This is a genomic window from Stenotrophomonas sp. yr243, assembly GCF_900184195.1.
GTDB lineage: Bacteria > Pseudomonadota > Gammaproteobacteria > Xanthomonadales > Xanthomonadaceae > Stenotrophomonas > Stenotrophomonas lactitubi.
In genome coordinates, this window is sequence record NZ_FXWT01000005.1 from 141,230 (window position 1) to 165,053 (window position 23,824).

19 protein-coding genes are annotated in these 23,824 nt (G+C 68.0%); 12 read left to right on the forward strand and 7 right to left on the reverse strand.

The window, feature by feature from the left end; translation table 11 throughout:
- The first annotated feature begins 210 nt into the window (after positions 1 to 210).
- The gene (locus QOL57_RS19875; RefSeq protein ID WP_089241811.1) at positions 211 to 735 is read left to right on the forward strand and encodes a GNAT family N-acetyltransferase; all 525 of its coding nucleotides are present in this window, start codon (positions 211 to 213) and stop codon (positions 733 to 735) included.
- Between the two features lie 73 nt (positions 736 to 808).
- Here QOL57_RS19875 and QOL57_RS19880 read toward each other — a convergent pair whose 3' ends face one another.
- Positions 809 to 1,465 carry a DUF480 domain-containing protein gene (locus QOL57_RS19880; RefSeq protein WP_089241809.1) on the reverse strand — a complete coding sequence of 219 codons (657 nt, stop codon included), beginning with the start codon at positions 1,463 to 1,465 and terminating at the stop codon, positions 809 to 811.
- A gap of 100 nt (positions 1,466 to 1,565) precedes the next feature.
- Between QOL57_RS19880 and QOL57_RS19885 the strand changes: the two genes are divergently transcribed.
- From QOL57_RS19885 to QOL57_RS19910, 6 genes are all read left to right on the forward strand, one after another.
- Positions 1,566 to 2,486 carry a 5'-nucleotidase, lipoprotein e(P4) family gene (locus QOL57_RS19885; protein ID WP_089241807.1) on the forward strand — a complete coding sequence of 307 codons (921 nt, stop codon included), beginning with the start codon at positions 1,566 to 1,568 and terminating at the stop codon, positions 2,484 to 2,486.
- Positions 2,483 to 3,208: an orotidine-5'-phosphate decarboxylase gene (gene pyrF / locus QOL57_RS19890; protein WP_089241805.1), complete on the forward strand. Its 726-nt coding sequence runs from the start codon at positions 2,483 to 2,485 to the stop codon at positions 3,206 to 3,208. The genes QOL57_RS19885 and pyrF overlap by 4 nt, the downstream gene beginning before the upstream one ends.
- 219 nt (positions 3,209 to 3,427) lie before the next feature.
- Positions 3,428 to 4,252, forward strand: a complete 825-nt coding sequence (locus QOL57_RS19895; RefSeq protein WP_089241803.1) for a serine protease — start codon at positions 3,428 to 3,430, stop codon at positions 4,250 to 4,252.
- Positions 4,253 to 4,568: 316 nt separating this feature from the next.
- Positions 4,569 to 5,522 carry a hypothetical protein gene (locus QOL57_RS19900; RefSeq protein ID WP_089241801.1) on the forward strand — a complete coding sequence of 318 codons (954 nt, stop codon included), beginning with the start codon at positions 4,569 to 4,571 and terminating at the stop codon, positions 5,520 to 5,522.
- Entirely contained in the window at positions 5,522 to 8,158 is a 2,637-nt protein-coding gene (plsB, locus tag QOL57_RS19905; protein ID WP_089241799.1) for a glycerol-3-phosphate 1-O-acyltransferase PlsB, read from the forward strand. Before QOL57_RS19900 ends, plsB begins: the two co-directional genes overlap by 1 nt.
- The gene (locus QOL57_RS19910) at positions 8,155 to 8,511 is read left to right on the forward strand and encodes a hypothetical protein (RefSeq protein WP_089241797.1); all 357 of its coding nucleotides are present in this window, start codon (positions 8,155 to 8,157) and stop codon (positions 8,509 to 8,511) included. The genes plsB and QOL57_RS19910 overlap by 4 nt, the downstream gene beginning before the upstream one ends.
- 210 nt (positions 8,512 to 8,721) lie before the next feature.
- Here the strand turns inward: QOL57_RS19910 and QOL57_RS19915 are convergent, their stop codons facing one another.
- Positions 8,722 to 8,925 (reverse strand): YdcH family protein, encoded by a 204-nt coding sequence (locus tag QOL57_RS19915; protein ID WP_032978412.1) that lies wholly within the window; start codon positions 8,923 to 8,925, stop codon positions 8,722 to 8,724.
- 90 nt (positions 8,926 to 9,015) lie between these two features.
- Between QOL57_RS19915 and ttcA the strand changes: the two genes are divergently transcribed.
- From ttcA to QOL57_RS19930, 3 genes are read left to right on the forward strand one after another with little or no spacing between them, the layout of a single operon-like run.
- Positions 9,016 to 9,912 (forward strand): tRNA 2-thiocytidine(32) synthetase TtcA, encoded by an 897-nt coding sequence (ttcA, locus tag QOL57_RS19920; protein WP_089241795.1) that lies wholly within the window; start codon positions 9,016 to 9,018, stop codon positions 9,910 to 9,912.
- A gap of 36 nt (positions 9,913 to 9,948) precedes the next feature.
- On the forward strand, positions 9,949 to 10,854 hold the full coding sequence (locus QOL57_RS19925; protein ID WP_089241793.1) for a recombination-associated protein RdgC: 906 nt from the start codon (positions 9,949 to 9,951) through the stop codon (positions 10,852 to 10,854).
- Positions 10,855 to 10,913: 59 nt separating this feature from the next.
- Positions 10,914 to 11,693, forward strand: coding sequence for a SprT family zinc-dependent metalloprotease (locus tag QOL57_RS19930; protein ID WP_089241791.1), 780 nt, complete (start codon positions 10,914 to 10,916; stop codon positions 11,691 to 11,693).
- A 418-nt stretch (positions 11,694 to 12,111) separates the two neighbouring features.
- Here the strand turns inward: QOL57_RS19930 and QOL57_RS19935 are convergent, their stop codons facing one another.
- Positions 12,112 to 12,981: a methylglyoxal synthase gene (locus QOL57_RS19935; RefSeq protein WP_089241789.1), complete on the reverse strand. Its 870-nt coding sequence runs from the start codon at positions 12,979 to 12,981 to the stop codon at positions 12,112 to 12,114.
- Between the two features lie 153 nt (positions 12,982 to 13,134).
- Between QOL57_RS19935 and QOL57_RS19940 the strand changes: the two genes are divergently transcribed.
- Positions 13,135 to 15,564, forward strand: coding sequence for a response regulator (locus QOL57_RS19940; protein ID WP_244900856.1), 2,430 nt, complete (start codon positions 13,135 to 13,137; stop codon positions 15,562 to 15,564).
- Here QOL57_RS19940 and QOL57_RS19945 read toward each other — a convergent pair.
- From QOL57_RS19945 to QOL57_RS19955, 3 genes are all read right to left on the reverse strand, one after another.
- The gene (locus tag QOL57_RS19945) at positions 15,550 to 16,995 is read right to left on the reverse strand and encodes an FAD-dependent oxidoreductase (protein WP_089241785.1); all 1,446 of its coding nucleotides are present in this window, start codon (positions 16,993 to 16,995) and stop codon (positions 15,550 to 15,552) included. The genes QOL57_RS19940 and QOL57_RS19945 overlap by 15 nt on opposite strands.
- 85 nt (positions 16,996 to 17,080) lie before the next feature.
- Positions 17,081 to 21,535, reverse strand: a complete 4,455-nt coding sequence (gene gltB, locus QOL57_RS19950; RefSeq protein ID WP_089241783.1) for a glutamate synthase large subunit — start codon at positions 21,533 to 21,535, stop codon at positions 17,081 to 17,083.
- A gap of 172 nt (positions 21,536 to 21,707) precedes the next feature.
- Entirely contained in the window at positions 21,708 to 22,097 is a 390-nt protein-coding gene (locus QOL57_RS19955; protein WP_089242032.1) for an I78 family peptidase inhibitor, read from the reverse strand.
- 116 nt (positions 22,098 to 22,213) lie between these two features.
- On the opposite strand from QOL57_RS19955, the gene QOL57_RS19960 reads away from it, so the two are divergent.
- Complete coding sequence (locus QOL57_RS19960; protein ID WP_089241781.1) at positions 22,214 to 23,275, forward strand: DNA topoisomerase IB; 1,062 nt, start codon at positions 22,214 to 22,216, stop codon at positions 23,273 to 23,275.
- Here QOL57_RS19960 and QOL57_RS19965 read toward each other — a convergent pair.
- Positions 23,263 to 23,571: a hypothetical protein gene (locus tag QOL57_RS19965; protein ID WP_089241779.1), complete on the reverse strand. Its 309-nt coding sequence runs from the start codon at positions 23,569 to 23,571 to the stop codon at positions 23,263 to 23,265. The genes QOL57_RS19960 and QOL57_RS19965 overlap by 13 nt on opposite strands.
- Positions 23,572 to 23,824: the final 253 nt, after the last annotated feature.

Sequence of the window (23,824 nt, forward strand, 5' to 3'; positions counted from 1 at the left end):
GGGTAGATGGGCTGCGCAGGGGACGCTGCAAGTACGTCCCTGTAAGCTCGGTCGCCGCATCCATGCGGCTCACGCCCCTGCGCAACCCATCTACCCGGCCTTGGACAGGTTCCGTGCGCGCCAGCCACTGAAAAGAAAAAGAAAATCAAAGGCAACGGCAACAGCCCGGTGGCTGAGGCACAATCGGGGCTTCCGTCTGGAGGTTTGTCCGTGCAACCGATTGAAAGCGAACGCCTGCGTCTGCGGGCCATTGAACCGGACCGTGATGCGGCACCGATGCTGGCCCTGCTCAATGATCCGGGCTTCGTGCGTTTCATCGGTGACCGCAACGTGCGCGACGAAGAACAGGCGCGCGAGTACATCGCCCTGCGGGTGCTGCACAGTTATGCGTTGAATGGCTTCGGCATGTATGCGATCGAGCGGCTGTCCGATGGCGCGTGGCTCGGCAACGCCGGGCTGGTGCGCCGTGAGGGGTTGCCGGGACCGGACGTCGGTTATGCGGTGCTGTCGGAATTCGCCGGGCAGGGCTATGCCGGCGAGGCGGCGCGGGCGGTGTTCAATCACGCGCGCACGGTGCTGGGCCTGCAGGACCTGTACGGCATCACCGATCTGGACCACGTGGTGTCCGGGAAGATCCTGCTGGGCCTGGGCATGCAGGAACGCGGGGTGATCCAGCTGCCGGGCGTCGACAGCCCCAGCCGCCTATACGCCACGCTCGGCGCGGCCGAGGTTTGATCGTGGTGGGTGCCGACCGTTGGTCGGCACGACAGAGTGCCACCGTGCCGACCAACGGTCGGCACCCACCGCCTCAGCCGCCGCGCAGCTCTGCCAGCTGCGCCTGCAGTTCGGCCACGGCCGCTTCCAGCTGGGCCACGCGCTCGGCCAGGCCGGGGTCGGCCGCTTCGCTGCTGCCACCGCCGCTGCTGGCGTACTTCGCCGCCAACGCCGCGCCGTCCACTTCACCGCACAGCAGGTGCATGTAGCGGTCTTCGCGCTGGCCGCTGGCGCGCGGCAGCACCACCAGCAACCCGCGCTGCTGCAGCCGCTCGATGGCGTGGCGGGCTTCGTCGGCATCGGCGAAGCGGTGCAGGCGCTCGGCACGGGTGACCAGTTCGCCAAGCGTCTGCGGCCCGCGCAGCAGCAGCAGGGCCAGCAGAACGGTCTGCTGCCGGGTCAGGTCCAGCGCGCTCTGCAGGCGGTGCTCGTAGCGGTCGGCGCGCGAGGAGAAGTGCTGGCGCGCCAGGCCCAGCGTCTCCAGCTGGCGCAGCGCATGCTCCACGCTGCCGGCAGACACGTTCATCACCGGCTCGCGGGCGGTCTTCTGGTTGGCGGCCGATTGCGCGGCGTTGACCGTCAGCGGGTAGGTGTCCGGGGTGGTGGCTTCCTTCTCCACCAGGCAGCCCAGCAGGCGCGCCTGTACGGCATCCAGCAGCGGAACGTCGGGGGTCTGGGCAGGGTCGGTCATGGCGGCTTCCGGAAGACAACAGGTCAACCACCAAGCATAGCCGTCCCGGCGGCGCCTTTGCCGGTAAAATGGGCCGGTATATCTGATTGCCGGTGAATCCATGCGTCGTCCCGTTTCCTTGTCCCTGACCCTGCTCGCCACCGCGGCGCTGGGCCTGTCCGCCTGCAAGCGCGTGGAAGCGCCTGCCGAAGCCGCCACCCCGCAAGCGCCGGCCGCTGCCGCCAAGGCAGACGGTGCGCTCGACGCGACCGCCAACGACAACCTCAATGCCGTGCTGTGGATGCAGCGCGCGCAGGAATACAAGGCGATCACCGAGCAGACCTACCGTGCCGCCGCAGACCACCTGGACGTCGCGCTGAAGGAAGCCCACTGGGATGCGCTGGTGCCGGAAGAGCGCGGCAACGAGGCCAAGGGCCTGAAGCCGGCCGTGGTGCTGGACGTGGATGAGACCGTGCTGGACAACTCGCCCTACCAGGCGCGCCTGGTGCGTGACGGCAAGGAATACGACGAACTCAGCTGGGACCAGTGGGTCGCCGAAAAGAAGGCCAAGGCCATTCCCGGCGTGGTCGATTTCGCCAAGGCTGCCAACGCCAAGGGCGTGACCCTGCTGTACATCTCCAACCGCGCCGTGCACCTGAAGGACGCGACGCTGGCCAACCTGCGCGAGCAGGGCCTGCCGGTGGCCGATGACAGCGTGTTCCTCGGCCTGGGCACGGTGGTCGAAGGCTGCGAGCAGGCCGGCAGCGAGAAGAACTGCCGCCGCCGCCTGGCCGGGCAGAAGTACCGCGTGCTGATGCAGTTCGGCGACCAGCTGGGTGACTTCGTGGAAGTGACCGCCAACACCAATGATGGCCGCGACGCGCTGCTGCAGCAGTACCACGACTGGTTCGGCGAGCGCTGGTGGATGCTGCCGAACCCGACCTACGGCGGCTTCGAACCGGCGCAGTTCAACAACGATTACGCGCAGTCGCGCCAGGCCCGCCATGACGCCAAGCGTGCCGCGCTGGACTACGCGCCGTGAGCCGCGCCCCGCTGCCGCTGCGCGACGACGAGCGTCTGATCTTCGCGCTGGACGTGCCTGACCGCGTGCAGGCGCTGGAGTGGGTCGACCGCCTTGGCGACAGCGTGGCGTTCTACAAGATCGGCATGGAACTGCTCGCCTCCGGCGAGTACTTCCAGGTGCTGGACGAACTGGCACGTCGCGACAAGCGCGTGTTCGTCGACCTCAAGTTCTTCGACATTCCGGCCACCGCCGCAGCGGTGATCAAGCGCTTGGCGCAGTGGCCGGTCAGCTACGCCACCATCCACGGCTGGCACCCGGCGATGATGGAAGCCTGCGCCGCCGCCAACAGCGGCGACATGCGCGTGCTGGCAGTGACCGTGCTGACCTCGATGGGCCGCCCGGACCTGGCACAGATGGGCATCGACCGCGAGCCGGTGGAGGTTGTGGTCGAACGCGCGCTGGCCGCACAGGCTGCGGGCATCGACGGTGTGATCGCTTCCGGCCAGGAAGCGGGTCCGATCCGTGCCGCGACCGGCGCCGGTTTCTCGATCGTCTGCCCGGGCATCCGCCCCGGTGGCCCGGTCGGCGATGACCAGAAGCGCACCGTGGGGGTGGCGCAGGCGTTTGCCGATGGTGCCGATGCCATCGTGGTCGGTCGTCCGATCCGCCTGGCGACCGATCCGCAGGCCGCAGCCCGGGCGATCCAGCAGGAAATCGCGACGGCTCTGGCCGCGCGCTGAGCCCCGCTCCGACGGCGGTCACGCCGGCACCACGAACGCCATCCCGCCGAATGCGGGGTGGCGTTCGCATTTGTGCCTGTTGCCCTGACGCACCCGACCCCAGCCGGGGAAACTGTGCGCCACATCGCGCTGCGCGGGTGGAGCGACCTCTATCAATCGATGCACCAGCACGGACCGCGGCCGTGCCGGTTCCAACCTTCGACAGAGGAATACACGGATATGTATCGCAGCACCTCTTTGCTGTTCGGCAGCCTGTTGGCCGCCGCCATCGTCTTTCCCGCTGCGGCGGCACCCCAGCCACGCGAAGCACCGCGCATCATCGGCGGCGAGGCCGCCAGGCCCGGCGACTACCCCTTCATGGTCAGCATCCAGCGCCTGTCGTACGGCGACAGTGACCACGGTCGCCACTGGTGTGGCGCCACGCTGATTTCCCCCTCATGGGTGCTGACGGCCTCGCACTGCGTGGAGGGCGATCGCCCCGGTGATCTCGCCGTGCTCGGCGGCGTCACCGCACTGTCCACCGAACCGTCGGCACGCGCATCCAACGTCACGGCCATCCACGTGCATCCGGCGTTCAACAGCGGCAATTCGCTGGAACATGATGTCGCCTTGATCCACCTGAGTGCGCCGTTGGCCGATGCGCAGCCGGTGGCGCTGCGGTTGCGGCCCGATGCCAGCTATCTCAAGCCAGGCAGGCAGTTCACGGTGATCGGTTGGGGCGACACCGATATCACCGACGGGCGGCTCTATCCCACCCAGCTGCAGACGGTGCAGACCCCGTTCGTGCCCTTCGCCGAGTGCCAGCAGGCGTACGCGGGTGAGCTGGCACGCGGCAAGGTCATCTGCGCCGGCCGCGAGGGGATCGACAGCTGCCAGGGCGATTCCGGTGGTCCGCTGCTGCTGCGCCTGCGCGAGGGCTGGACCCAGTTCGGTGTCGTCAGCTGGGGCGAAGGCTGCGCGCTGGCCGGCTACCCCGGCGTTTATGCCCGAATCGCCGAAAAACATGCCGTAGATTTCATAGAAGCGGTCTGGCAACGCGATTGATTCAATAAAATCAATGAGTTGAATGATGTTTTGTCATGTGTTGCATTAACTTTGCGGGCAGCGTAGGATCGCCGCCATCCGGTCTTCGGGCCGGACATGCGCCACAACACTGTCCACCGGCCTTGCGCCGGTTTGAAGAGTCTGCGATCCCTGTGATCCGGGCTCTTTTTTTTGTCCGCCCGGTACGGGGAGGCCCGTCGGCGCGTGGCATGGAGCCACCGCGCAGTACGGGCCATGGCGGAAACAGTGACGCCCCGGCTTGCCGCTGTCACGTCGCAGGCCGCAAGATGCGGACCGGTCCGGGGAGTCCGATTGCATGAGCGTTGTAGTGCGAGGAAGGTCTGCGCGGGGATGGGGGCTGGCGGCCATGCTGCTGCTGGCCATCGCCGCGTGCCGTGAATCCGGCAGCGATCCGGCCGCCACGCCGGCCGAGCCTGTCGCCGCGGTACAGGCGATGGCGCAACGGCTGGCCGAGGACGATCTGATCGGCTACGCAAAGCTGTCGGTGCCGCCCAGCCAGTATCAGCGCCTGCAGCAGGCCTGGGCCGATGGCCACAGCCAGTGGCCGCTGACGGGACTGCCGCTCGGCGACCAGTTGCTGCCGATGCTGGCGGCGCTGCGTGAGCCCGGCGCCAGCGTGCAGCTGCAGCGCAGTTTCGACCGCCAGCTGGCCGGACAGGCCCGCGCCGTACGCCAGGCTGCACAGTCGATGGGCAACTTCGGCGTGCAGTACCTGCGGCACCAGAAGGGCTACACGCCTGGCCAGCAGGCGCACTACATCCAGCTGGTGCAGACCCTGGCGGCCTGGGCCCAGGACGCGCCCATCAGCGACCGTGCCAGAGCCCGCAGCAGCATCGCCGCTCTCGTCGGTGCCGCCGCCAGGGTCGGTTTCCAGGACGACGCCGGCCTGCAGGCCGCGGGCATGGAAGGCAGCCTGCAGCAGCTGGCGCCGTTCATCCACACCGTCAAGGCGGTGCTGGCCAGCTATGGCCTGGGCGTGGACGAGGCGCTGCGCAGCGTGCGTGGTGAGCTGCTGTCGGTGGAGGGCGACAACGCTTTGGTGCGCCTGCAGTACGAGCTTGCCGGCCGCGCGATGACCGTGCAGGTGCCGCTGAGCCGGCGCGAGGGCCACTGGTACCTGACCCGCACCCTGGCCGATACCGACGCCCTGTTGCGCCAGGCCGATGCCGCCCGCGCCGCCGCCGCGCCAGAGCCTGTGCCCGCCCCCGCAACCGATGGGGAAGCGGCAACGCCATCGGCTAAGCCATAATGACGTCGATGTCGAAACAGAACCCGCTGCCGTTCCCCGGCGAAGAATCCCAGCCGACGCCCGCCGACACGGCGCCGGCGTCCCCCTCGACCGACGCCGGCACGCCGCCAGCGGCGACGCCCGTGCACGCGCGTCCTGCCGGCCGCCGCCCACTGTGGGCACGCCTGCTCGGGCGCCTGGTGGAGCCATGGCTGTCGCTGAAGATCGAGCCGGAAGACCCGGGCCAGTACAACGATGGCCGCCCGGTCATGTACGTACTGGAAGACTACGGCCTGTCCAACGCGCTGATTCTCGACAAGGCCTGTCGCCAGGCCGGCCTGCCGTCGCCGCTGGTGCCGCTGGCCGGTGACCCCACCGGCCGCAAGCGCGCCTACCTGGCCCTGTCGCGCCGCAGCTCCAGCAACTCGCTGATTCCCGAGCAGCGCGGCGCCAAGACCCATTCCGATTCGCTGGCCAAGGTCCTGCAGGCCCATCGCGTGCGCGACGACCTGGATGTGCACCTGGTGCCGGTATCGATCTTCGTCGGTCGCGCCCCGGACAAGCAGAGCGGCTGGTTCGCCGTGCTGTTCTCGGAAAACTGGGCGCTGGTCGGCCGCTTCCGCCGCCTGCTCGGCCTGCTGCTGAACGGCCGCAACACCATCGTCCGCTTCGCACCGCCGATCTCGCTGCGCTCGACCATCGACGAGGGCCTGGAGCCCGAGCGTACGGTGCGCAAGCTGCAGCGCGTGCTGCGTACCCATTTCCGCCGCATCCGCGAGTCGGTGATCGGTCCTGACCTGTCGACCCGGCGCCTGCTGGTGGACCAGGTGCTGGCCGCCGAGACGGTGCGCGAAGCGATCGCCTCCCAGGCCAAGCGCGACAACAGCAAAACCAGCGATGCCTGGAAGAAGGCGCACGCCTACGCCTGGGAAATCGCCGCGGACTATTCCAGCCCGGTGGTGCGCTCGGCCAGCTTCATGCTCAGCCACGTGTGGAACCGCATCTACGCCGGCGTGCTGGTGCACCATCTGGACAAGTTCAAGGCTGCTGCACCAGGCCACGAAGTGGTCTACGTGCCCAGCCACCGCAGCCACATGGATTACCTGCTGCTGTCCTACCTGCTGTACGACCGCGGCATCGTGCCGCCGCACATCGTGGCCGGCATCAACCTGAACCTGCCGGTGGTCGGCACCCTGCTGCGCAAGGGCGGTGCGTTCTTCATCCGCCGCTCGATCCGTGGCAACGCGCTGTACTCGGCGGTGCTCAGCGAGTACGTCGCGCAGCTGGTCGCAGGCGGCTACTCCATCGAATACTTCGTCGAAGGTGGGCGCTCGCGTACCGGTCGCCTGCTGCAGCCCAAGGGCGGCATGATCTCGATGACCCTGCGCGCGTTCCTGCGCCAGCCGCGCAAGCCGGTGCTGTTCCAGCCCATCTACATCGGCTACGAGAAGCTAATGGAGGGCGGCAGCTATCTGGATGAACTGTCCGGGCGGCCGAAGGAAAAGGAGTCGATCTGGCAGCTGCTGTGGGGCATCCCCAAGGTGCTCAAGCAGAATTACGGCCAGGTGGTGGTGAACTTCGGCGAACCGATCGCGCTGAACGATGTGCTGGCCGAGAAGGCCCCGGAGTGGGGCGGCGAGGCGGTGTCCGAGGACGAGAAGCCCTCGTGGCTGTCGACCACCGTCGACACCCTTGCCGAACGCATCCAGGTGCGCATCAACGGCGCCGCCGACGTCAATCCGATCAACCTGCTGGCGCTGGCCCTGCTGTCCACGCCCAAGCATGCAATGGGCGAGGCCGACCTGATCGCGCAGATCGAGCTGTGCAAGACCCTGCTGGTGGAGATGCCGTATTCGGGCCGGGTGACGGTGACCCCGCACTCGCCGGAGCGGATCATCGCCCACGCCGAAGAGATCAACGTCCTTACCCGCATCAAGCACCCGCTGGGCGACGTGCTCAGCGTCAGCGGCGATACCGCGGTGCTGCTGAGCTACTTCCGCAACAACGTGGTGCACCTGTTCACCGCGTCGTCGTGGGTGGCCTGCTGCTTCCAGAACAACCGCCGCATGAGCCGCACCGGCCTGGTACAGCTGGGCCGCACGGTGTACCCGTTCCTGCAGGCCGAGCTGTTCCTGCCGTGGACCGAGGACGAGTTCGCCCAGCGTATCGACCAGACCATCGACGTGTTCGTGCGTGAGGGCCTGCTGCAGAACGTCAACGAAGACGACGGCGGCATCCTTGCACGCAACACCGGGCAGACCGACGAAGTGTTCCGCCTGCGCGCGATCGGCCATTCGCTGCAGCAGGCGTTCGAGCGTTACTACATCGCCATTTCGGTGCTGGTGAAGAATGGCCCGGGCACGCTCGGTGCCGCCGAGCTGGAAAGCCTGTGCCAGCAGGCCGCGCAGCGCCTGAGCCTGCTCTACGCGCCGGCCGCGCCGGAGTTCTTCGACAAGTCGCTGTTCCGCGGGTTCATCCAGAAGCTGCGCGAGCTGCGCCTGGTGTGGCCGGACGAGAACAGCAAACTGTTGTTCGATGATCGCCTGGACGCCTGGGCCAAGGATGCCAAGTTCATCCTCGGCCGCGAACTGCGCCACACCATCGAACGGGTCAGCCCGGAAGCGGCGCGCCCGGACGAACCGGCACCGCAGGATTGAACCTGCGGCGCCTGTCGGGCCTGGCCGCGGTGGTCGCGGCCGCAGGCCTCGCGGCTGCTTCGGTGCAGGCTGCAGAGGTCTGCGTGGACGATAACCTGCCCGGGCGGCTGGCCGATGCGCCGGTGCGCTTGTGTCTGGAGGCGAAGGCCGGGCAACCGGTGCACTACCGTCTTTGGCTGGCCGGCGAGGTGCGCATCAACGGTGATGAATCCGCCGCTCGACGGGGTCTTGCCGGTGACTGGTTCGGTCATCCGCTGGGGCTGCGCTGCACCGGTGCCGGCAACGTGCGCCGCTGTGACCTGACCGTGGACGGTGAGGCGGCCTGGAGTGCGGAGCTGGGGCTGCCGCGTTGATGCAGGCCCCATCCACGCATGGCGTGGATCTACCGGGATGTCCCGGCATGGCGTGGATCCATGTGTCGCCGGATCGTGTCATCCACGCATGGCGTGGATCTACTGGATGTCCCGGCATGGCGTGGATCCATGGGTTGTCGGGTCGTTACCGGACTTCGGGCCGGGCACGGGCCTGCAGTAGATCCACGCCATGCGTGGATGGGCCACCGGTTACGCCGGTTCGTCCGGAATCTGCAGGCTTTCCAGCTTGGTGATGCAGTCCTTCAACTGCAGCTTGCGCCGCTTCAGGCGTTTGAACTCCAGCTCATCTTCGCCGTTTGCGGCCATGCGCGCGATCTGTTCATCCAGCGACCGGTGCTCGGCACGCAGGGCGACGAGGTGTTCGACGATTTCGGCGGGGTTGTAGGTGTCCACGGTCTCCGAGCATACACAGCGACGATGACTGCCGGGAGAGGGGAATCCCGACCCCGGGTCCGGGCTGCCGCAAGCCGGTAGAATGGAGCCATGTCCGCCGTGATCTCCCTGCCCGATCCCCCGCAGCGCGTTTCGCGCGATCCGCGCGTGGCCGGGCACGGGGCGGACAAGCTGGGCAAGCGCCTGCGCCGCCAGGTCGGCCAGGCCATCGCCGACTTCGGCATGATCGAAGCGGGCGACAAGGTCATGGTCTGCCTGTCCGGCGGCAAGGACAGCTACACCCTGCTGGACCTGCTGCTGCAGCTGCAGAAAAAGGCGCCGGTGCCGTTCGAACTGGTAGCGGTGAACCTGGACCAGAAACAGCCCGGTTTCCCCGAGCACGTCCTGCCGGAGTACCTGGCCGGGCTGGGCGTGCCGTACCAGATCATCGAGCAGGACACGTATTCGGTGGTCAGCCGGGTCATCCCGGAGGGCCGGACGATGTGTTCGCTGTGCTCGCGCCTGCGCCGTGGCGCGCTGTACAACCACGCCAAGGTGCACGGCTTCAGCAAGATCGCGCTGGGCCATCATTGCGATGACGTGGTGGCTACGTTTTTCCTGAACCTGTTCCACCATGCCAAGCTGGCCGCCATGCCACCGAAGCTGCTCAGCGACGATGGACAGCACGTGGTGATCCGCCCGCTGGCGTACGTGCGCGAGCACGACATCGCGCAGTACGCGCAGGCCCGCCGCTTCCCGATCATTCCCTGCACCCTGTGCGGCAGCCAGGAAAACCTGCAGCGTCGGCAGGTTGGCCTGATGCTCAAGCAGTGGGACCAGGACCATCCCGGGCGCATCGAACAGATCGCACGTGCGATGGCCGACGTGCGACCTGCGCAGCTGGCCGATCCCGCCCTGTTCGATTTCATGGCCCTGGGCCGCCGTGGCGATGCGGCGCATGCCGATGCCTGGCTGGCCGACGCAGTTCCCGAGACGCCTGCCGCTTAAGGTCGGGCGCCCTTCTTCTTCAGACACCGGAATTCCATGTTCTTTCGCAACCTGACGTTCTTCCGCTTCCCGACCTCCACTGATTTTTCCGAAGTCGATACCCTGCTGCCGCACGCCCTGCTCAAGCCGGTCGGCGCGCTGGAAATGAACTCGCGTGGCTTCATCTCGCCGTTCGGCCGCGAAGAGAAGGAAGCCCTCTCGCACCGCATTGCCGAACACCTGTGGCTGACCGTCGGTGGCGAGGACAAGATCCTGCCCGGCGCGGTGGTCAACGACCTGCTCGAGCGCAAGCTGGAAGAGATCGAAGAGAAGGAAGGCCGCCGCCCCGGTGGCCGCGAGCGCAAGCGCATGAAGGACGACCTGCTGCATGAACTGCTGCCGCGCGCCTTCGTGAAGTCCTCGCGCAACGATGCCTTCATCGACCAGCTGCACGGCTACGTGGTGGTGGACACCTCCAGCCGCAAGACCGGCGAATACTTCATGTCCGACATCCGTGGCCTGCTCGGCAGCTTCCCGGCAATGCCGCTGAACGCCGAAGTCGCGCCGCGCTCGATCCTGACCGGCTGGATCGCCGGCGAGCCCCTGCCCACCGGCTTCAGCCTGGGTGAGGAGTGCGAGATGAAGGATCCGGTGGAAGGTGGCGCGGTGGTCAAGTGCCAGCACCAGGAACTGCGCTGCGACGAGATCGACAAGCACCTGGACGCCGGCAAGCAGGTGACCAAGCTGGCCCTGGTGTTCGAGGACAACCTGTCCTTCGTACTGGGTGACGACCTGATCGTGCGCAAGCTGAAGTTCCTGGACGGCGCGCTGGACCAGCTGGAGCACGCGGACGAAGACGGCCGCCGCGCCGAATTCGACGCCCGCTTCGCCCTGCAGAGCGCGGAGATCCGTCGCCTGTTCCTGCTGCTTGAAGAAGCCTTCAAGCTGAGCAAGGCTGACTGAACAGGCAGGCCGTCGGCCGCCGGTCATCCGGCGGCCCCGCACGGCGCTATGCTGGGAGCATGAGCCGTCTGCTGCGCCGCCTGATCTCGCCGGTCCCTGCCGCCACCGTACAGCGCGACACCGTTCGCCTGCGGCTGGAGGATGTCGAGATCGAGGTACTGCGCGTGCGTGATCCGCGCGCGCGTCGGATCAAGCTCAGCGTCGATGAGCGCGGTGCACGACTGACACTGCCGCCGCGCGCCAGCCTGGTGATGGGCGAGCGCTTCCTCGAACAGCATCGCGACTGGCTGGGCCTGCAGCTGCGCGTTTACCAAGGACACGGCCTGCCCGCCGCGTTGCAGCCCGGCTTTGAAGGTGTGCTGCCGCTGCGCGGCGAACTGTTGCCGCTGCGCTGGCAGGAAGGCCGCTATGCACGATTGGAAATCGACGAACACGGTGCCTGCGTGCAATGGCCGAGCCGTGGCGGCGACGCGACCCTGCGCCGCCTGCTGCGCGAGTTCTACGAAGCACAGACCCGCGCCGATGTCGGTCGCTGGCTGCCGAAGTACCTGCCCGGCCTGCCGCGCGCACCCAGCCGCCTGCGCTTGAAGGTGATGTCCTCGCAATGGGGCTCGCTGGCCCCCGACGGCAGCATGGCGCTGGATCTGGCCCTGGTACTGGGCAGCCCCGCCGCGTTCGAGTACGTGCTGGTGCACGAACTCTGCCACCTGATCCAGGCCAACCACTCGCCCGCGTTCTGGCACGAAGTGGAACAACGCTTCCCCGACTGGCGAGCGCAGCGCGACTATTTCCAGCTGGAAGGGCGCAGATTGAAAGCAATGCTTCGGCAGCTGCTGTAGCGCTGTGCCTTTGTAGAGCCGAGCCATGCTCGGCTATCGCGCGCGGCGTGGATATTCAGCCACCACGACCAAGAGCAGCCGAGCATGGCTATGCCGGTCGTCCTGACCGGCACCCTCCGGGCCGTCGCAAGCGACGTTGGCAGCGGCTCCTGCCGCTACCTTCGGCACTACAAAAGCGCGCGCAGCGCGCGGCCCGCTTTGCTCCTGCTCTTCTTCTTTCTCTCCCGTGGTGAGCACGGAAACCCTCCGTGGCCGGGCGGGGTGGGTTGCGCAGGGGCGTGAGCCGCATGGATGCGGCGACCGAGCTTACATGGACGTACTTGCAGCGACCCCTGCGCAATCCACCTCGCCCGGCCAAACCCTGGCAATCCAGCTCTACGCCCCCCACCACGAGGGGCTCAGCCGTTGGCCGAAAACCTCATCGACCCATGCGCAATGCCGCCGCCTCCGCCCACCGCGCCGCCGCCCGCGGCGCCGTAATGCACACCGCCTGATCGGTCACCGTGGTCACCGCCCGCTCCAGCAGCTGGATGTCCGCCTCGTGCTGGCGCGCCACATGCGGATCCTCGAAGAAGATCGCACGCTGGCAACGACCTTCCAGCACGCGGTCGGCAATCTGCGCATCGCCCCCCATCGGACCGCTCTGGTAGCGCGTCACCCATGCCGTATCCGCGGGCCAGCCGCGGCTCCAGGCCAGCTCGTTCAAGCGCTGGCCGGTGGTGCCGGTGGCTACACGTTCGCCGAAGCGCGCCAGCACGTCGAAGTGTTCATCGGCGAACGCCAGCATCGCCGGCTTCATCGCATCGTGCGCGATCAACGCCAGCGTCTGCCCTTCGAAGGCATGCAGCTCGTCGGCGCCGGTATCGGCAGCCAGGCCAGCATGGACGCGCTCCACCTCGATCCAGTCGCGGGCGGTGGCCACGGTGGAAATGAAAGGCTTGCCGTGGATCACGCACTGGCGCTTGAGCGCGGTCGCCTCGGGGAACACCGAGGAGGGGTCTACCGGATCCATCAGATAGACCGCACCGTCCAGCGTACGCTCGGCGCCCATGCCCACCACTTCGGCCACCAGCTTCATCAACCCGCCTTCGCGACCGTACGGATAGCGCTGCAGGCCGTCGTAACCCGCAAGGAAGCCGTTGCGCTGGATCGCATCGTGGGTACGGCCGACCGCACACAGTGTCACGCCCAGTTCGCGCAGCCCGGGTTCGCTGGCGCGCAGCCAGCGGAACAGTGCCGCGCGCGCGTCGTTGTGATGGAGACGGTTGGCGGCCAGGCCGATGCGCATCGAAAGCTCCGGGATCGGTAGAAGCGGCAGTGTATGTCGCTATTGACGGTTCCGGAGGGTTTTACACATTTCCTCATTGTTGCTGGGAAATGCTTCGCTAGCGTGGCAGAAGGTCGCACCGCGAGGCGGCCATGCCCTGCCTGCGACATGAGGATGTCCACCGTGAATGTCGCTGGCCCTTTGGTCTGCATCGCCGCCCTGTCGCTGTTGTCGGCGCAGGCCTGGGCCGGACAGTGCGAAGCCCCCATCCTGCTTGCCTACCCCGCCGATCGTGCACCGTTGTCATCCCGTCTGGACGACACGCCACAGGGCCTGGTGGCCGTCTACCTGGCGCTGCTGCAGGAGCAGTACCCCACGCTGCGCGCCACACCGGTCGCGGCGACGGCGCTGGCCGCCGGCGCGCTGCCTGCCGGAACCCAGGCCGTGCTCGGCTGGCCGCGTGCGCAGAAGCCGAAAGGCTGGGTGGCCAGCGTGCCCTACCTGCAGGTGCCGCAGGTGATCGTGCGACGCCCCGACGCGCTGCCGATCATCGGCCTGGATGGACTGCACGGCCGCGGCGTGGCCAGCCTCGACATCGTGCCGCTTGCCAGGATGCTGGAGGAGTCGGGCGCGGCCGTGCCGCTGCTGCAGGTGGCGACATTGGACACGGCACTGCGGCTGCTGATCAACGGCCAGGTCGATGCGGTGGTGGGCAACCTGGTGGACGTGGAAGCCACGCTGCGCAATCAGCCGGGCGACGCGCTGGACGTGGCAGCGCCGGCCGGCTTCAGCGACGCACTGGTATTGGCCACGCTGCCGGCGTGCGCGCATCTGGTGGCCCGCTTCAACCAGCTGCAGGCAGGCATGCCACAGGAGCAGCGCGAGGCATTGCGGGCACACTGGATCTCGACGCCCCCTCGCCGCGGCCACGCGCCGGTGTCGCCCCTGCGCGGGTCGATCGCTGTGCTGCTGGTGCTGCTGACGATGGGTCTGGTGTATGCGTTCGGCTATTGGCGGCTGCACCGCGAAGGCCTGCGCAGGCAGGCGCTTGAACAGCGCCTGCAGGACGTCACCGCCAACCTGCCGGCGGTGGTGTACCGGGCGCGGCGCAGCAACACCGGCGAGTACAGCGTTCCCCACATTGCCGGCGACGTGCATGCCCTGTTCGGGATCAGCGTGGATACCGCGCGGGTCGACCATGGCAGTCTGCTGGCCGCAGTCCATCCGCAGGACCGCCGCTCGGTGCTGGCCTGCGTCGATGCCGCCGCACTGGCGCGCGGGCCGATCGACATCACCTTCCGCACGCGCGGTCCCAACGGCTGGCGCTGGGTACGTTCACACGGGCGACCCATCGCCTGCAGCGACAGCGGCGTGGAATGGAGCGGGTACTGGATGGACGTCACTGAGGCGCGTGCACGTACGCAGGCATTGAACGATGCCCGGCGTGATGCGGAGCAGGGTGCCGCCGCGAAGACCCATTTCCTGGCCACCATGAGTCACGAGATCCGCACGCCGATGAGCACCCTGCTGGGGATGCTGGAGCGCTTCGGCGGCGGCGCACTGGATGCGCGCCAGCGCCAGGTACTGGCGACCATCGATGATGCCGCGCAGATGCTGCGACAGATCCTCAATGACGTGCTGCACAGCCAACGCCTGCAGTCCGGCCCACAGCCGCCGCTGTGCCTGCCCACCGACCTGGCCGAGCTGCTGCGGGCGGTGCAGCGTCTGCTGGTACCGGTGGCGGCAAGCAAGGGGCTGCATCTGCGCTGCGAGGTGGATCCCGCGCTGCAGCTTGGGTCGTTGGCCGATGCGCTGCGCCTGCGCCAGATCCTGTTCAACCTGGCGGGCAATGCGCTGAAATTCACCCTGCAGGGCGGAGTGGACCTGCAGGTGCGGGTGCTGCAGCAGCGCGAGCACGGCCAACAGCTGCGGCTGCAGGTGACCGATACCGGAGTGGGCATCAGCCGCGAGCGCCAGCGGGCGGTGTTCGCAGCGTTTACCCAGGCCGATGCTTCCACCACCCGGCGCTTCGGTGGCAGCGGCCTGGGCCTGGCGATCTGCCGCGAGCTGGCGGCGTCGATGGGCGGACAACTGCACCTCTGCAGCACGCCGGGCGCGGGCACCACGGTGTGGCTGGACCTGTACCTGCCGGCCTGCGAGGCGCCATCGGCGGGGCCTCGTGATGACGCGGCTGGCCTGCAGGTGTTGCCGCCGGTGCGGGTACTGGTTGCCGAAGACCATCCCACCAACCTGCAGCTGCTGGTCCAGCGCCTGCAGGAGCTGGGCCTGCAGGTGCATGCCACCGCCAGTGGCGAGCAGGCCTGGCAGGCGTGGCAGACGCAACGGTTCGCGCTGGTCATCACCGACTGCCACATGCCGGGCATGGACGGGTTTGCCCTGGCCCGCGCGATCCGCGCCGATCCGCGTGCCGATGCGGCAAGGGTGCCGATCATCGCGTTGACCGCCAGCGTGCTCGACAGTACCCGTCAGGCCTGCCTCGACGCTGGCATCGATCGTTTCATCGCCAAGCCGGTCGACCGCCAGACACTGCATGCCATCCTGGCCGCAGCGCTGATGCCGCTCGGTCTGTCAGTGCGCCAGTAGCCGCGCGATGCTGGCGGCGGCGTCGCGACCTTCGGCTACTGCGGTCACTACCAGATCGGCACCACGCACTGCGTCACCACCGGCGAACAGACGCGGATGGGCGGTCTGGAAGGGCAGCTTGCCCTTGCCCCCGGCGAGGATGCGGCCATTGGCCTGGCCCTCCACGCCGTGCTCGGCCAGCCACGACGGCACGCTGGGCGAGAAGCCGAACGCGATGATCACTACGTCCGCTTCCAGCAGCGACTCGCTGCCCTCGATCTGCACCGCGTTCTGGCGGCCGTTGGCATCGGGTTCGCCCAGCCGCGTCTCGATGACGGTGACTCCGATCACTTCGTCATCGGCGCCGGCTTCGATCGACAGCGGCTGGCGGTTGAACAGGAAGCGCACGCCTTCCTCGCGTGCATTGGCCACTTCGCGCGCGCTGCCCGGCATGTTGGCTTCGTCGCGGCGGTAGGCGCAGGTGACCTTGGCGGCACCCAGCCGCACCGCACTGCGCACGCAGTCCATGCCGGTGTCGCCACCGCCAAGGACCACCACGCGCTTGCCATTGAGGTCGGGCAGGGCGATCTGGTCCTCCCAGCCGGCGATCGGCCGGCCCTGAGGGTCATCGCCGCCGACGATGCGGCTGTTCTGCACCAGGAACGGCAACGCTGGCAGCACGCCCTTCAGGTCCTGGCCGTCCAGGCCACCATCGGTGTAGCGGTAGGCGCCGGTACCGACGAATACCGCATCATGGGTGTCCAGCAGCTGCTGCAGGCTGATGTCGCGGCCGATCTCCACGCCGAGGCGGAACTGCACGCCCATGCCCTCGAGCACGTCGCGACGACGGCGGATCACATCCTTGTCCAGCTTGAAGCTGGGAATACCGAACTGCAGCAGGCCACCGACCTGCTCGTAGCGGTCGTAGACCACCGCGGTGATGCCCGCATGCGCCAGGCGGTCGGCACAGGCCAGGCCCGCCGGCCCGGCACCGACCACCGCCACCGTGTGGCCGGTGGGCTGCACCGCCGTCATGTCCGGCCGCCAGCCGGTAGCCAGTGCAGTGTCGACGATGTACTTCTCCACCGCGCCGATGGTGACCGCGCCAAACTCCTCCAGCGTGCAGCTGCCTTCGCACAGACGGTCCTGCGGGCACACCCGGCCGCACACTTCCGGCAGCGGGTTGGTGCTGTGGCACAGCGTGGCCGCTTCATGGATGCGGTTTTCCTGCACCAGCTGCAGCCATTGCGGAATGGCGTTGTGCACCGGGCACTTCCAGCTGCAGTACGGGTTGCCGCAGTCCAGGCAGCGGCCGGCCTGGTACTGCGCATCTTCCTTGCCGAACTTTCCGTACAGCTCACCCCAGTCGCCGGAGGTGCGCAGTTCGACCGGGATGCGCTGTGGCATGGTCCGGGGCAGGTCGAGGAACTGGAAGGCGTGCTTGCGGCTCATGGCGGGCTCTGTGGTGTTTTCCGGATGCCGGCCAGCGGCCGGCACTACGTGATCCTGGGTTGCCGGCCAGCGACCGGCACTACCGTTATGCAGCGCGGCGCAGGGTTTCGGTCAGCGACTCGATGCTGGCGGCCTTGGGTTTGACCAGCCAGAACTTGCCGATGTAATCGCGGAATTCGTCCATGATCTGCTGCGCCCAGATGCTGCCGGTCAGCTCGCGATGACGGCCGATCAGGCGGTGCAGGTGCTGGCGGTAGTTCTCGAAACCTTCGGCGGACACGCGATGGATGTCGATCAGCTCGTGGTTGTAGCGGTCGACGAAATCGCGGTCCACATCCAGCACGTAGGCCAGGCCGCCGGTGAAACCGGCACCGAAGTTGAGGCCGACCTTGCCCAGCACCAGCACCACGCCGTCGGTCATGTACTCGCAGCAGTGATCGCCTGCGCCTTCCACCACCGCCAGTGCGCCGGAGTTGCGCACGGCGAAACGTTCACCGGCGCGGCCAGCGGCGAACAGCTCGCCACCGGTTGCACCGTACAGGCAGGTGTTGCCGATGATCGCGGTGCTGCGTGCCTCAAAGCGTGCGCCACGCGGCGGACGCACCACCAGTCGGCCACCGGCCATGCCCTTGCCGACGTAGTCGTTGGCTTCACCTTCCACTTCCAGGTGCAGGCCGCCGACGTTGAAAGCACCGAAGCTCTGCCCGGCGCTGCCACGGAAGCGCAGTTCCAGCGGCGATTCGGCCATGCCCTGGTTGCCATGCGCGCGCGCCACGGCGCCGGCCAGGCGGGTGCCGATGCTGCGGTCGGTGTTGTGGATCAGGAAGCGGTGTTCGCCGCCGCGCTTGTGCTCGATGGCTTCGGCCAGCAGGCCGTCCATCTGCGTGGCCAGGCTGTCGGGTGATTCGTAGAGGCGCTGTGCGGCGCAGTGGCTGCCCGGGTAACTGGCGTCGGCCAGCAGCCGCGACAGATCCACGCGCACGTCTTCGCGTGGCGAGACCTCAAGCTGGCGCAGCAGGTCGGTACGGCCGACGATCTCCTGCAGCGAGCGTGCGCCCAGCACCGACAGCCAGCCGCGCACTTCCTCGGCCAGCAGGCGGAAGAAGTTCTCCACGCGCTCGGGTTGGCCGGTGAAGTGGTTCTCGCGCAGGCGTTCGTCCTGGGTGGCCACGCCGGTGGCGCAGTTGTTGAGGTGGCAGATGCGCAGGTACTTGCAGCCCAGCACGATCATCGGCGCGGTGCCGAAGCCGAAGCTGTCCGCACCCAGCAGCGCCGCCTTGACCACATCCAGGCCGGTCTTCAGGCCGCCGTCGGTCTGCAGCAGGGTGCGCCCACGCAGGTCATTGGCCACCAGCGCCTGGTGCGCCTCGGCGATGCCCAGTTCCCACGGCACGCCGGCATAGCGGATCGAACTGACCGGCGACGCACCGGTGCCGCCGTCGTGGCCGGAAATGGTGATGAGGTCAGCGCCGGCCTTGACCACGCCGGCAGCGATCGTACCGACGCCTGCATGGCTGACCAGCTTCACCGACACCAGCGCGGTCGGGTTGACCTGCTTGAGGTCGTAGATCAGCTGCGCCAGGTCTTCGATGGAGTAGATGTCGTGGTGCGGCGGCGGCGAGATCAGGCCGATGCCGGGCTTGGCATAGCGCAGCCGTGCGATCAGTTCATTGACCTTGTGCCCGGGCAGCTGGCCGCCTTCGCCGGGCTTGGCGCCCTGCGCGACCTTGATCTGCAGCACTTCGGCATTGACCAGGTATTCGGCGGTGACGCCGAAGCGGCCGGAGGCCACCTGCTTGATCTTGCTGCGCTTGTCGGTGCCATAGCGCGCCGGGTCTTCGCCACCTTCGCCGGAATTGCTGCGGCCGCCCAGGCGGTTCATCGCAATCGCCAGCGCTTCATGCGCCTCGGGTGAGAGCGCACCGAGGCTGATCGCTGCGGTATCGAAGCGCGGGAACAGCTCGCTGGCCGGTGCGACGTCGTCCAAGGGTGTCGGCGTGGCCGCCGGCACCAGCTGCAGCAGGTCGCGCAGCGCTGAGGGCGGGCGCGCATGCACGGCATCGCAGTACTGCTGCCACGCACGCGCGTCACCGCTGCGCGCCGCACGCTGCAGGGTGGTCACCACGTCCGGGTTGTACATGTGGTATTCGCCGCCGTGCACATACTTCAGCAGGCCGCCGACATCCACGCCCTGCTGCGCATCCCAGGCCTGCGCGCACAGTTCGCGTGCATCGGCATCCAGGCGTGCGAAACCGGCGCCACCGATGCGCGAGGCGGTATCGGGGAAGCACAGGTCGACGACCTCCAGCTCCAGGCCGATGATCTCGAACAGCTGCGCACCGCGATAGCTGGCCACGGTGCAGATGCCCATCTTCGAGATGATCTTCGACAGGCCCTTGTAGATGCCCTTGCGGTAGCGGCGGCCGATCTGCGACTGCTCGCCGCCCTTGCTGAGCTTGAGGATGCCGCGACGCCCCAGGTCGAACAGGGTCTGGTAGGCCAGGTACGGATACACCGCCGTGGCACCGAAGCCGAGCAGGCAGGCCATGTGGTGCGCGTCGCGCGCGGTGCCGGTCTCGACGATCAGGTTGACGTCGCAGCGCAGGCCCAGGCGCGACAGGTGGTGGTGGACCGCACTGGTGGCTAGCAGCGCATGCACCATCGGCCGCCCGGCCACCGGGTAGCGGTCGGACAGGAGCAGCATCACCATGCCATCGCGCGCGGCCTGTTCGGCTTCGGCGCAGATGCGTTCGATGCCCGCACGCAGGCCTTCGTCGTCGCTGTAGGACAGGTCGAGCAGGCGGTTGGCCTGCACGTACTGGTCCATCTTCAGCAGCTGGCGCAGCTTGCGCTGGCTCAGCACCGGCGAGTTGAGGATGACGTGGTTCACCGTCTCCGGGCCGGCATGGAAGATGTTGGTCTCCTTGCCGAGTTGGGTGGACAGGGACATCGCGCAGTCTTCGCGCAGCGGGTCGATCGGCGGGTTGGTGACCTGCGCGAAGGCCTGGCGGAAGTAGTCGTACAGCGGACGGCTGCGCTGGCTGAGCACGGCCATCGGCGTGTCATCGCCCATCGAGCCGGTGGCTTCCTGCTCGGTCTCGGCCAGCGGCCGCAGCACCTGTTCCACTTCCTCGCTGCTGAGCTGGTACAGCTTGTGGTAACTGCGCAGGGTGCTTTCGTCGAACGGTTCTTCCACCAGCGACGGGTCGATCAGTTCGGTCTGCAGGTAGGTGACGCCCTGCTGCAGCCACTGCTTGTACGGCGCACGGCCGCGGTTGATGCGGTCGATGGCCTCCGAATCGAGCAGGTCACCGCGCTTGAGGTCGATGGCGATCATCTCGCCCGGGCCGAGCTTGCCCTTGCGCACTACGCGCTCGGTCGGTACTTCCCACACACCTGCTTCGGAGGCGACCAGGAAGTGCCGATCGGCGGTCAGCATCCAGCGCGCCGGGCGCAGGCCGTTGCGGTCGAGGGTGCACACCGCGTAGCGGCTGTCGCAGGCGACGATGCCGGCCGGGCCGTCCCACGGTTCGCTGTTGAGGCCGTGGAATTCGTAGAACGCGGCCAGGTCCGGGTCCTTGAATTCCAGCGACTGCGTGGCCGGCGGTACCAGGATGCGCAGGGCCTGGATCAGCTCCATGCCCGCGGAAACCATCAGTTCCAGCATGTTGTCCAGGCTCTGCGAATCCGAGCCGTGCATGGAGATGACGGGGTCGAATTCGCCGATGTCGAAGCGCGGCGTCTTCCACACCTTGCTGCGTGCCTGCGCCCAGCGGCGGTTGCCTTCAATGGTGTTGATCTCGCCGTTGTGGGCGAGCATCCGGAACGGGTGCGCCAGCGGCCAGCGCGGCAGCGTATTGGTGGAAAAGCGCTGGTGGAACACGATGGCGCTGGAGGCCAGTTCGCGACGCTGCAGGTCCGGGAAGAAGCGGCTGAGCTTGTCCGGCAGCACCATGCCCTTGTAGCTGATGGCGTTGGGGCTGAGCGTGGTGACGTAGTAGTCGGCATGCGCGCGCAGCAGCTGTTCGCTGCGGCGGCGGGCCAGGAACAGGGCCAGGCCGAAGCCGGCGTCATCCAGGCCGACGCCGGCATCGACGAACACCTGTTCGATGCGCGGCAAGGTGTCGCGCGCCAGTTGGCCGCAGACGCTGTCGTCGGTCGGTACCTCGCGCCAGCCGGCTACCTTGCAGCCGACCGCCTCGATCTGCTGTTGCAGCTGTGTGCGGCAGGCCTGCGCGGCGTCGGCTTCGTGCGGCAGGAACACCAGGCCGGCAGTGAAGCGCGCGCCGACGGCGATGCCCGCTTCGCTGGCCAGCAGTTTCAGGAAGGCATCGGGGCGGCGCAGCAGCAGGCCGCAGCCATCACCGGTGAGGCCGTCGGCGGCGACACCGCCACGGTGGGTCATGCGCGAAAGCGCGGCGATGGCGGTATCGACCAGCAGGCGCGAAGGCTGGTCGTCGAGCTGGGCGACCATGCCAAATCCACAGGCATCGCGCTCGGAGCGCGGGTCGTAAAGCCCTTGGCGGTTGCGGGGGGCCATCTCTACCTCGATGCAGATTGAAATGAACGGGGACACTCCTGCCCGCCCAATCCCTGGAGCGCATCGTGAGGCCACCGGATGCCTCGACTAGATCACAGGTTGCTGCAACGCCGCAATACACGGTTGCAGGCGCAACCAAAGCGCCGGCAAACGCTTGCCGGCGCGGGATGGGTCAGCCGCAGCGAACGCCGCTGACCACGTCCTTTGCGTCCACCTCGATGTTCAGGCGGTCGCCCACGAATTCCATCGTGGTGACGTCATTGGGGTGCAGTACGCGCAGCTGGGTCGCGGCGGAATCTTCCTGGGCCTGCTTGCCCAGTGCTTCGGTATAGGCCTGGCCGACCAGGCTCTGCACCTGGCTGGCGTCGCAGTTGCCGACCGGCGGTGCTTCGGTGGCCTTGCCGGCTTCGTCGGCCGGCGCCTTGGCAGCCTCGGCGGCCTGCTGTGCGTGGGCGGTGGCCGAGTCCTGCTCATCCAGCGACGGCGCCTGGCAGGCGGTCAGGGCCAGCACGGCCGGCAGCAGCAGGGCGGAGAGGGAACGGGCGCGGATCGGGAACGACATCATGACTCCGGAATGGAAGGGACGGTGAAAGGCCGAGCATAGCGGCGAACCCACCCTCACGTGTTTGTCTTGCGTTATTGACGTGGCCACGCCGCGCCGATCGGCAGACTGACGGCATGCCCGCCACCCCTACACCCGAACGCCAGGCCGCGCGCGCCGCCGGCCTGCGCTACGTCGATGACACCCAGCCCGGTTTCAGCCGCGTCCGCGCTGGCAAAGGCTTCTCCTATCGCGATGCCGACGGTCATGCCATACGCGATGCCGCCACGCTGCAGCGCATCCGCTCGCTGGCCGTGCCCCCGGCCTATACCGCGGTGTGGATCTGTGCCCATGCCAACGGCCATCTGCAGGCCACCGGCCGCGACGCGCGCGGGCGCAAGCAGTACCGCTACCACGCCGATTGGGCAGCGGTGCGTGATGCCGGCAAGTTCGACCGCATCATCGCCTTCGGCCAAGCGTTGCCGGCGCTGCGACGGCGCCTCGGCCGCGACCTCAAGCGCAGTGGCTTCCCGCGTGAGAAGGTGCTGGCGGTGGTGGTGGCGCTGCTGGCAGACACGCTGGTGCGGGTGGGCAACGAGACCTATGCGCAGGAGAACAAGTCGTACGGCCTGACAACGCTGCGCAACCGTCACCTGGATCTGCTTCGGGGCGGCCGGGTGCGCATGCGCTTCCGCGGCAAGTCCGGCCAGTTGCATGAGGTGACGGTGGGCGACCGTCGGCTGGGCGCGCTGGTACGCGGCGTGCAGCAGCTGCCGGGACAGGCCCTGTTCCAGTACCGCGACGACGCGGGCGAGGTGCAGCCGGTGGATTCCGGCGCGGTGAACGACTACCTGCGCGAGGTGATGGGCGAAGACTTCACCGCCAAGGACTTCCGTACCTGGGGCGGAACGCTGGCCGCCGTGCAGACCTTCGCCGCCACCGAGCTGCCAGAACCGGCCAGCCAGCGCGCGCTGGCCAAGGCGCAGCGCGAAGTGGTGTGCCAGGTGGCGGCACGGCTGGGCAATACCCCTGCGGTATGTCGCAAGGCCTACATCGATCCCTGCGTGTTCGCCGGTTGGGAGCGCGGCGAACTGGCCTCGCTGGCGGGCCTGCGCGGCCCGCGGCAGTGGGAACTGGCGACGCTGAAGGTGCTGCGCCGGGCGCGGCGCCTCAGCCGCAAGACAGGTCAGCCGCAGTAGATCGCGGTGATGTTGTTGGTGCCGCCCTTTTCGATGGTCAGGCGCTCACCGCCTTCGCTGGCCGGCGGCACGCGCGGACCGTCGTGACGCAGCACCTGCACGTGCAGGCTGTCGCTGTCGACGCGGGCGCGCTCGACGGTGGCATCCGATGCTGCCAGGCCGACCGCACCGCGCACCATGTCCGAATGGCACTGGCCGGAAATCACGCCATCGATGGGCTGGATCTGGGCGACGGGGGTGCTGCTGCAGGCGGCGAGAGCGAAGCAGACGGCGGCGGTGGCAATGGCATGTTTCATGGGGGACGTTCCTCGTGTTGTGGCCTGCAGGGTGCGACGACACGCGTGGTGGCGGAATGAATGCCGTGCACGCGATGGACACGGTGCGCTCACTGCCGCCAACAGGTCGCGTGGAGACACTGCACGAGCGGCGCACGCCGCCCCCGGTACTGCGGCGCACGCGCCCCGGTAGTGCCGGCCGCTGGCCGGCAACCCCAATCCCCCCGAGGAGACCTGCAGGGCCACCACCAGGAAGACCCCCGCCCGCCGCAAG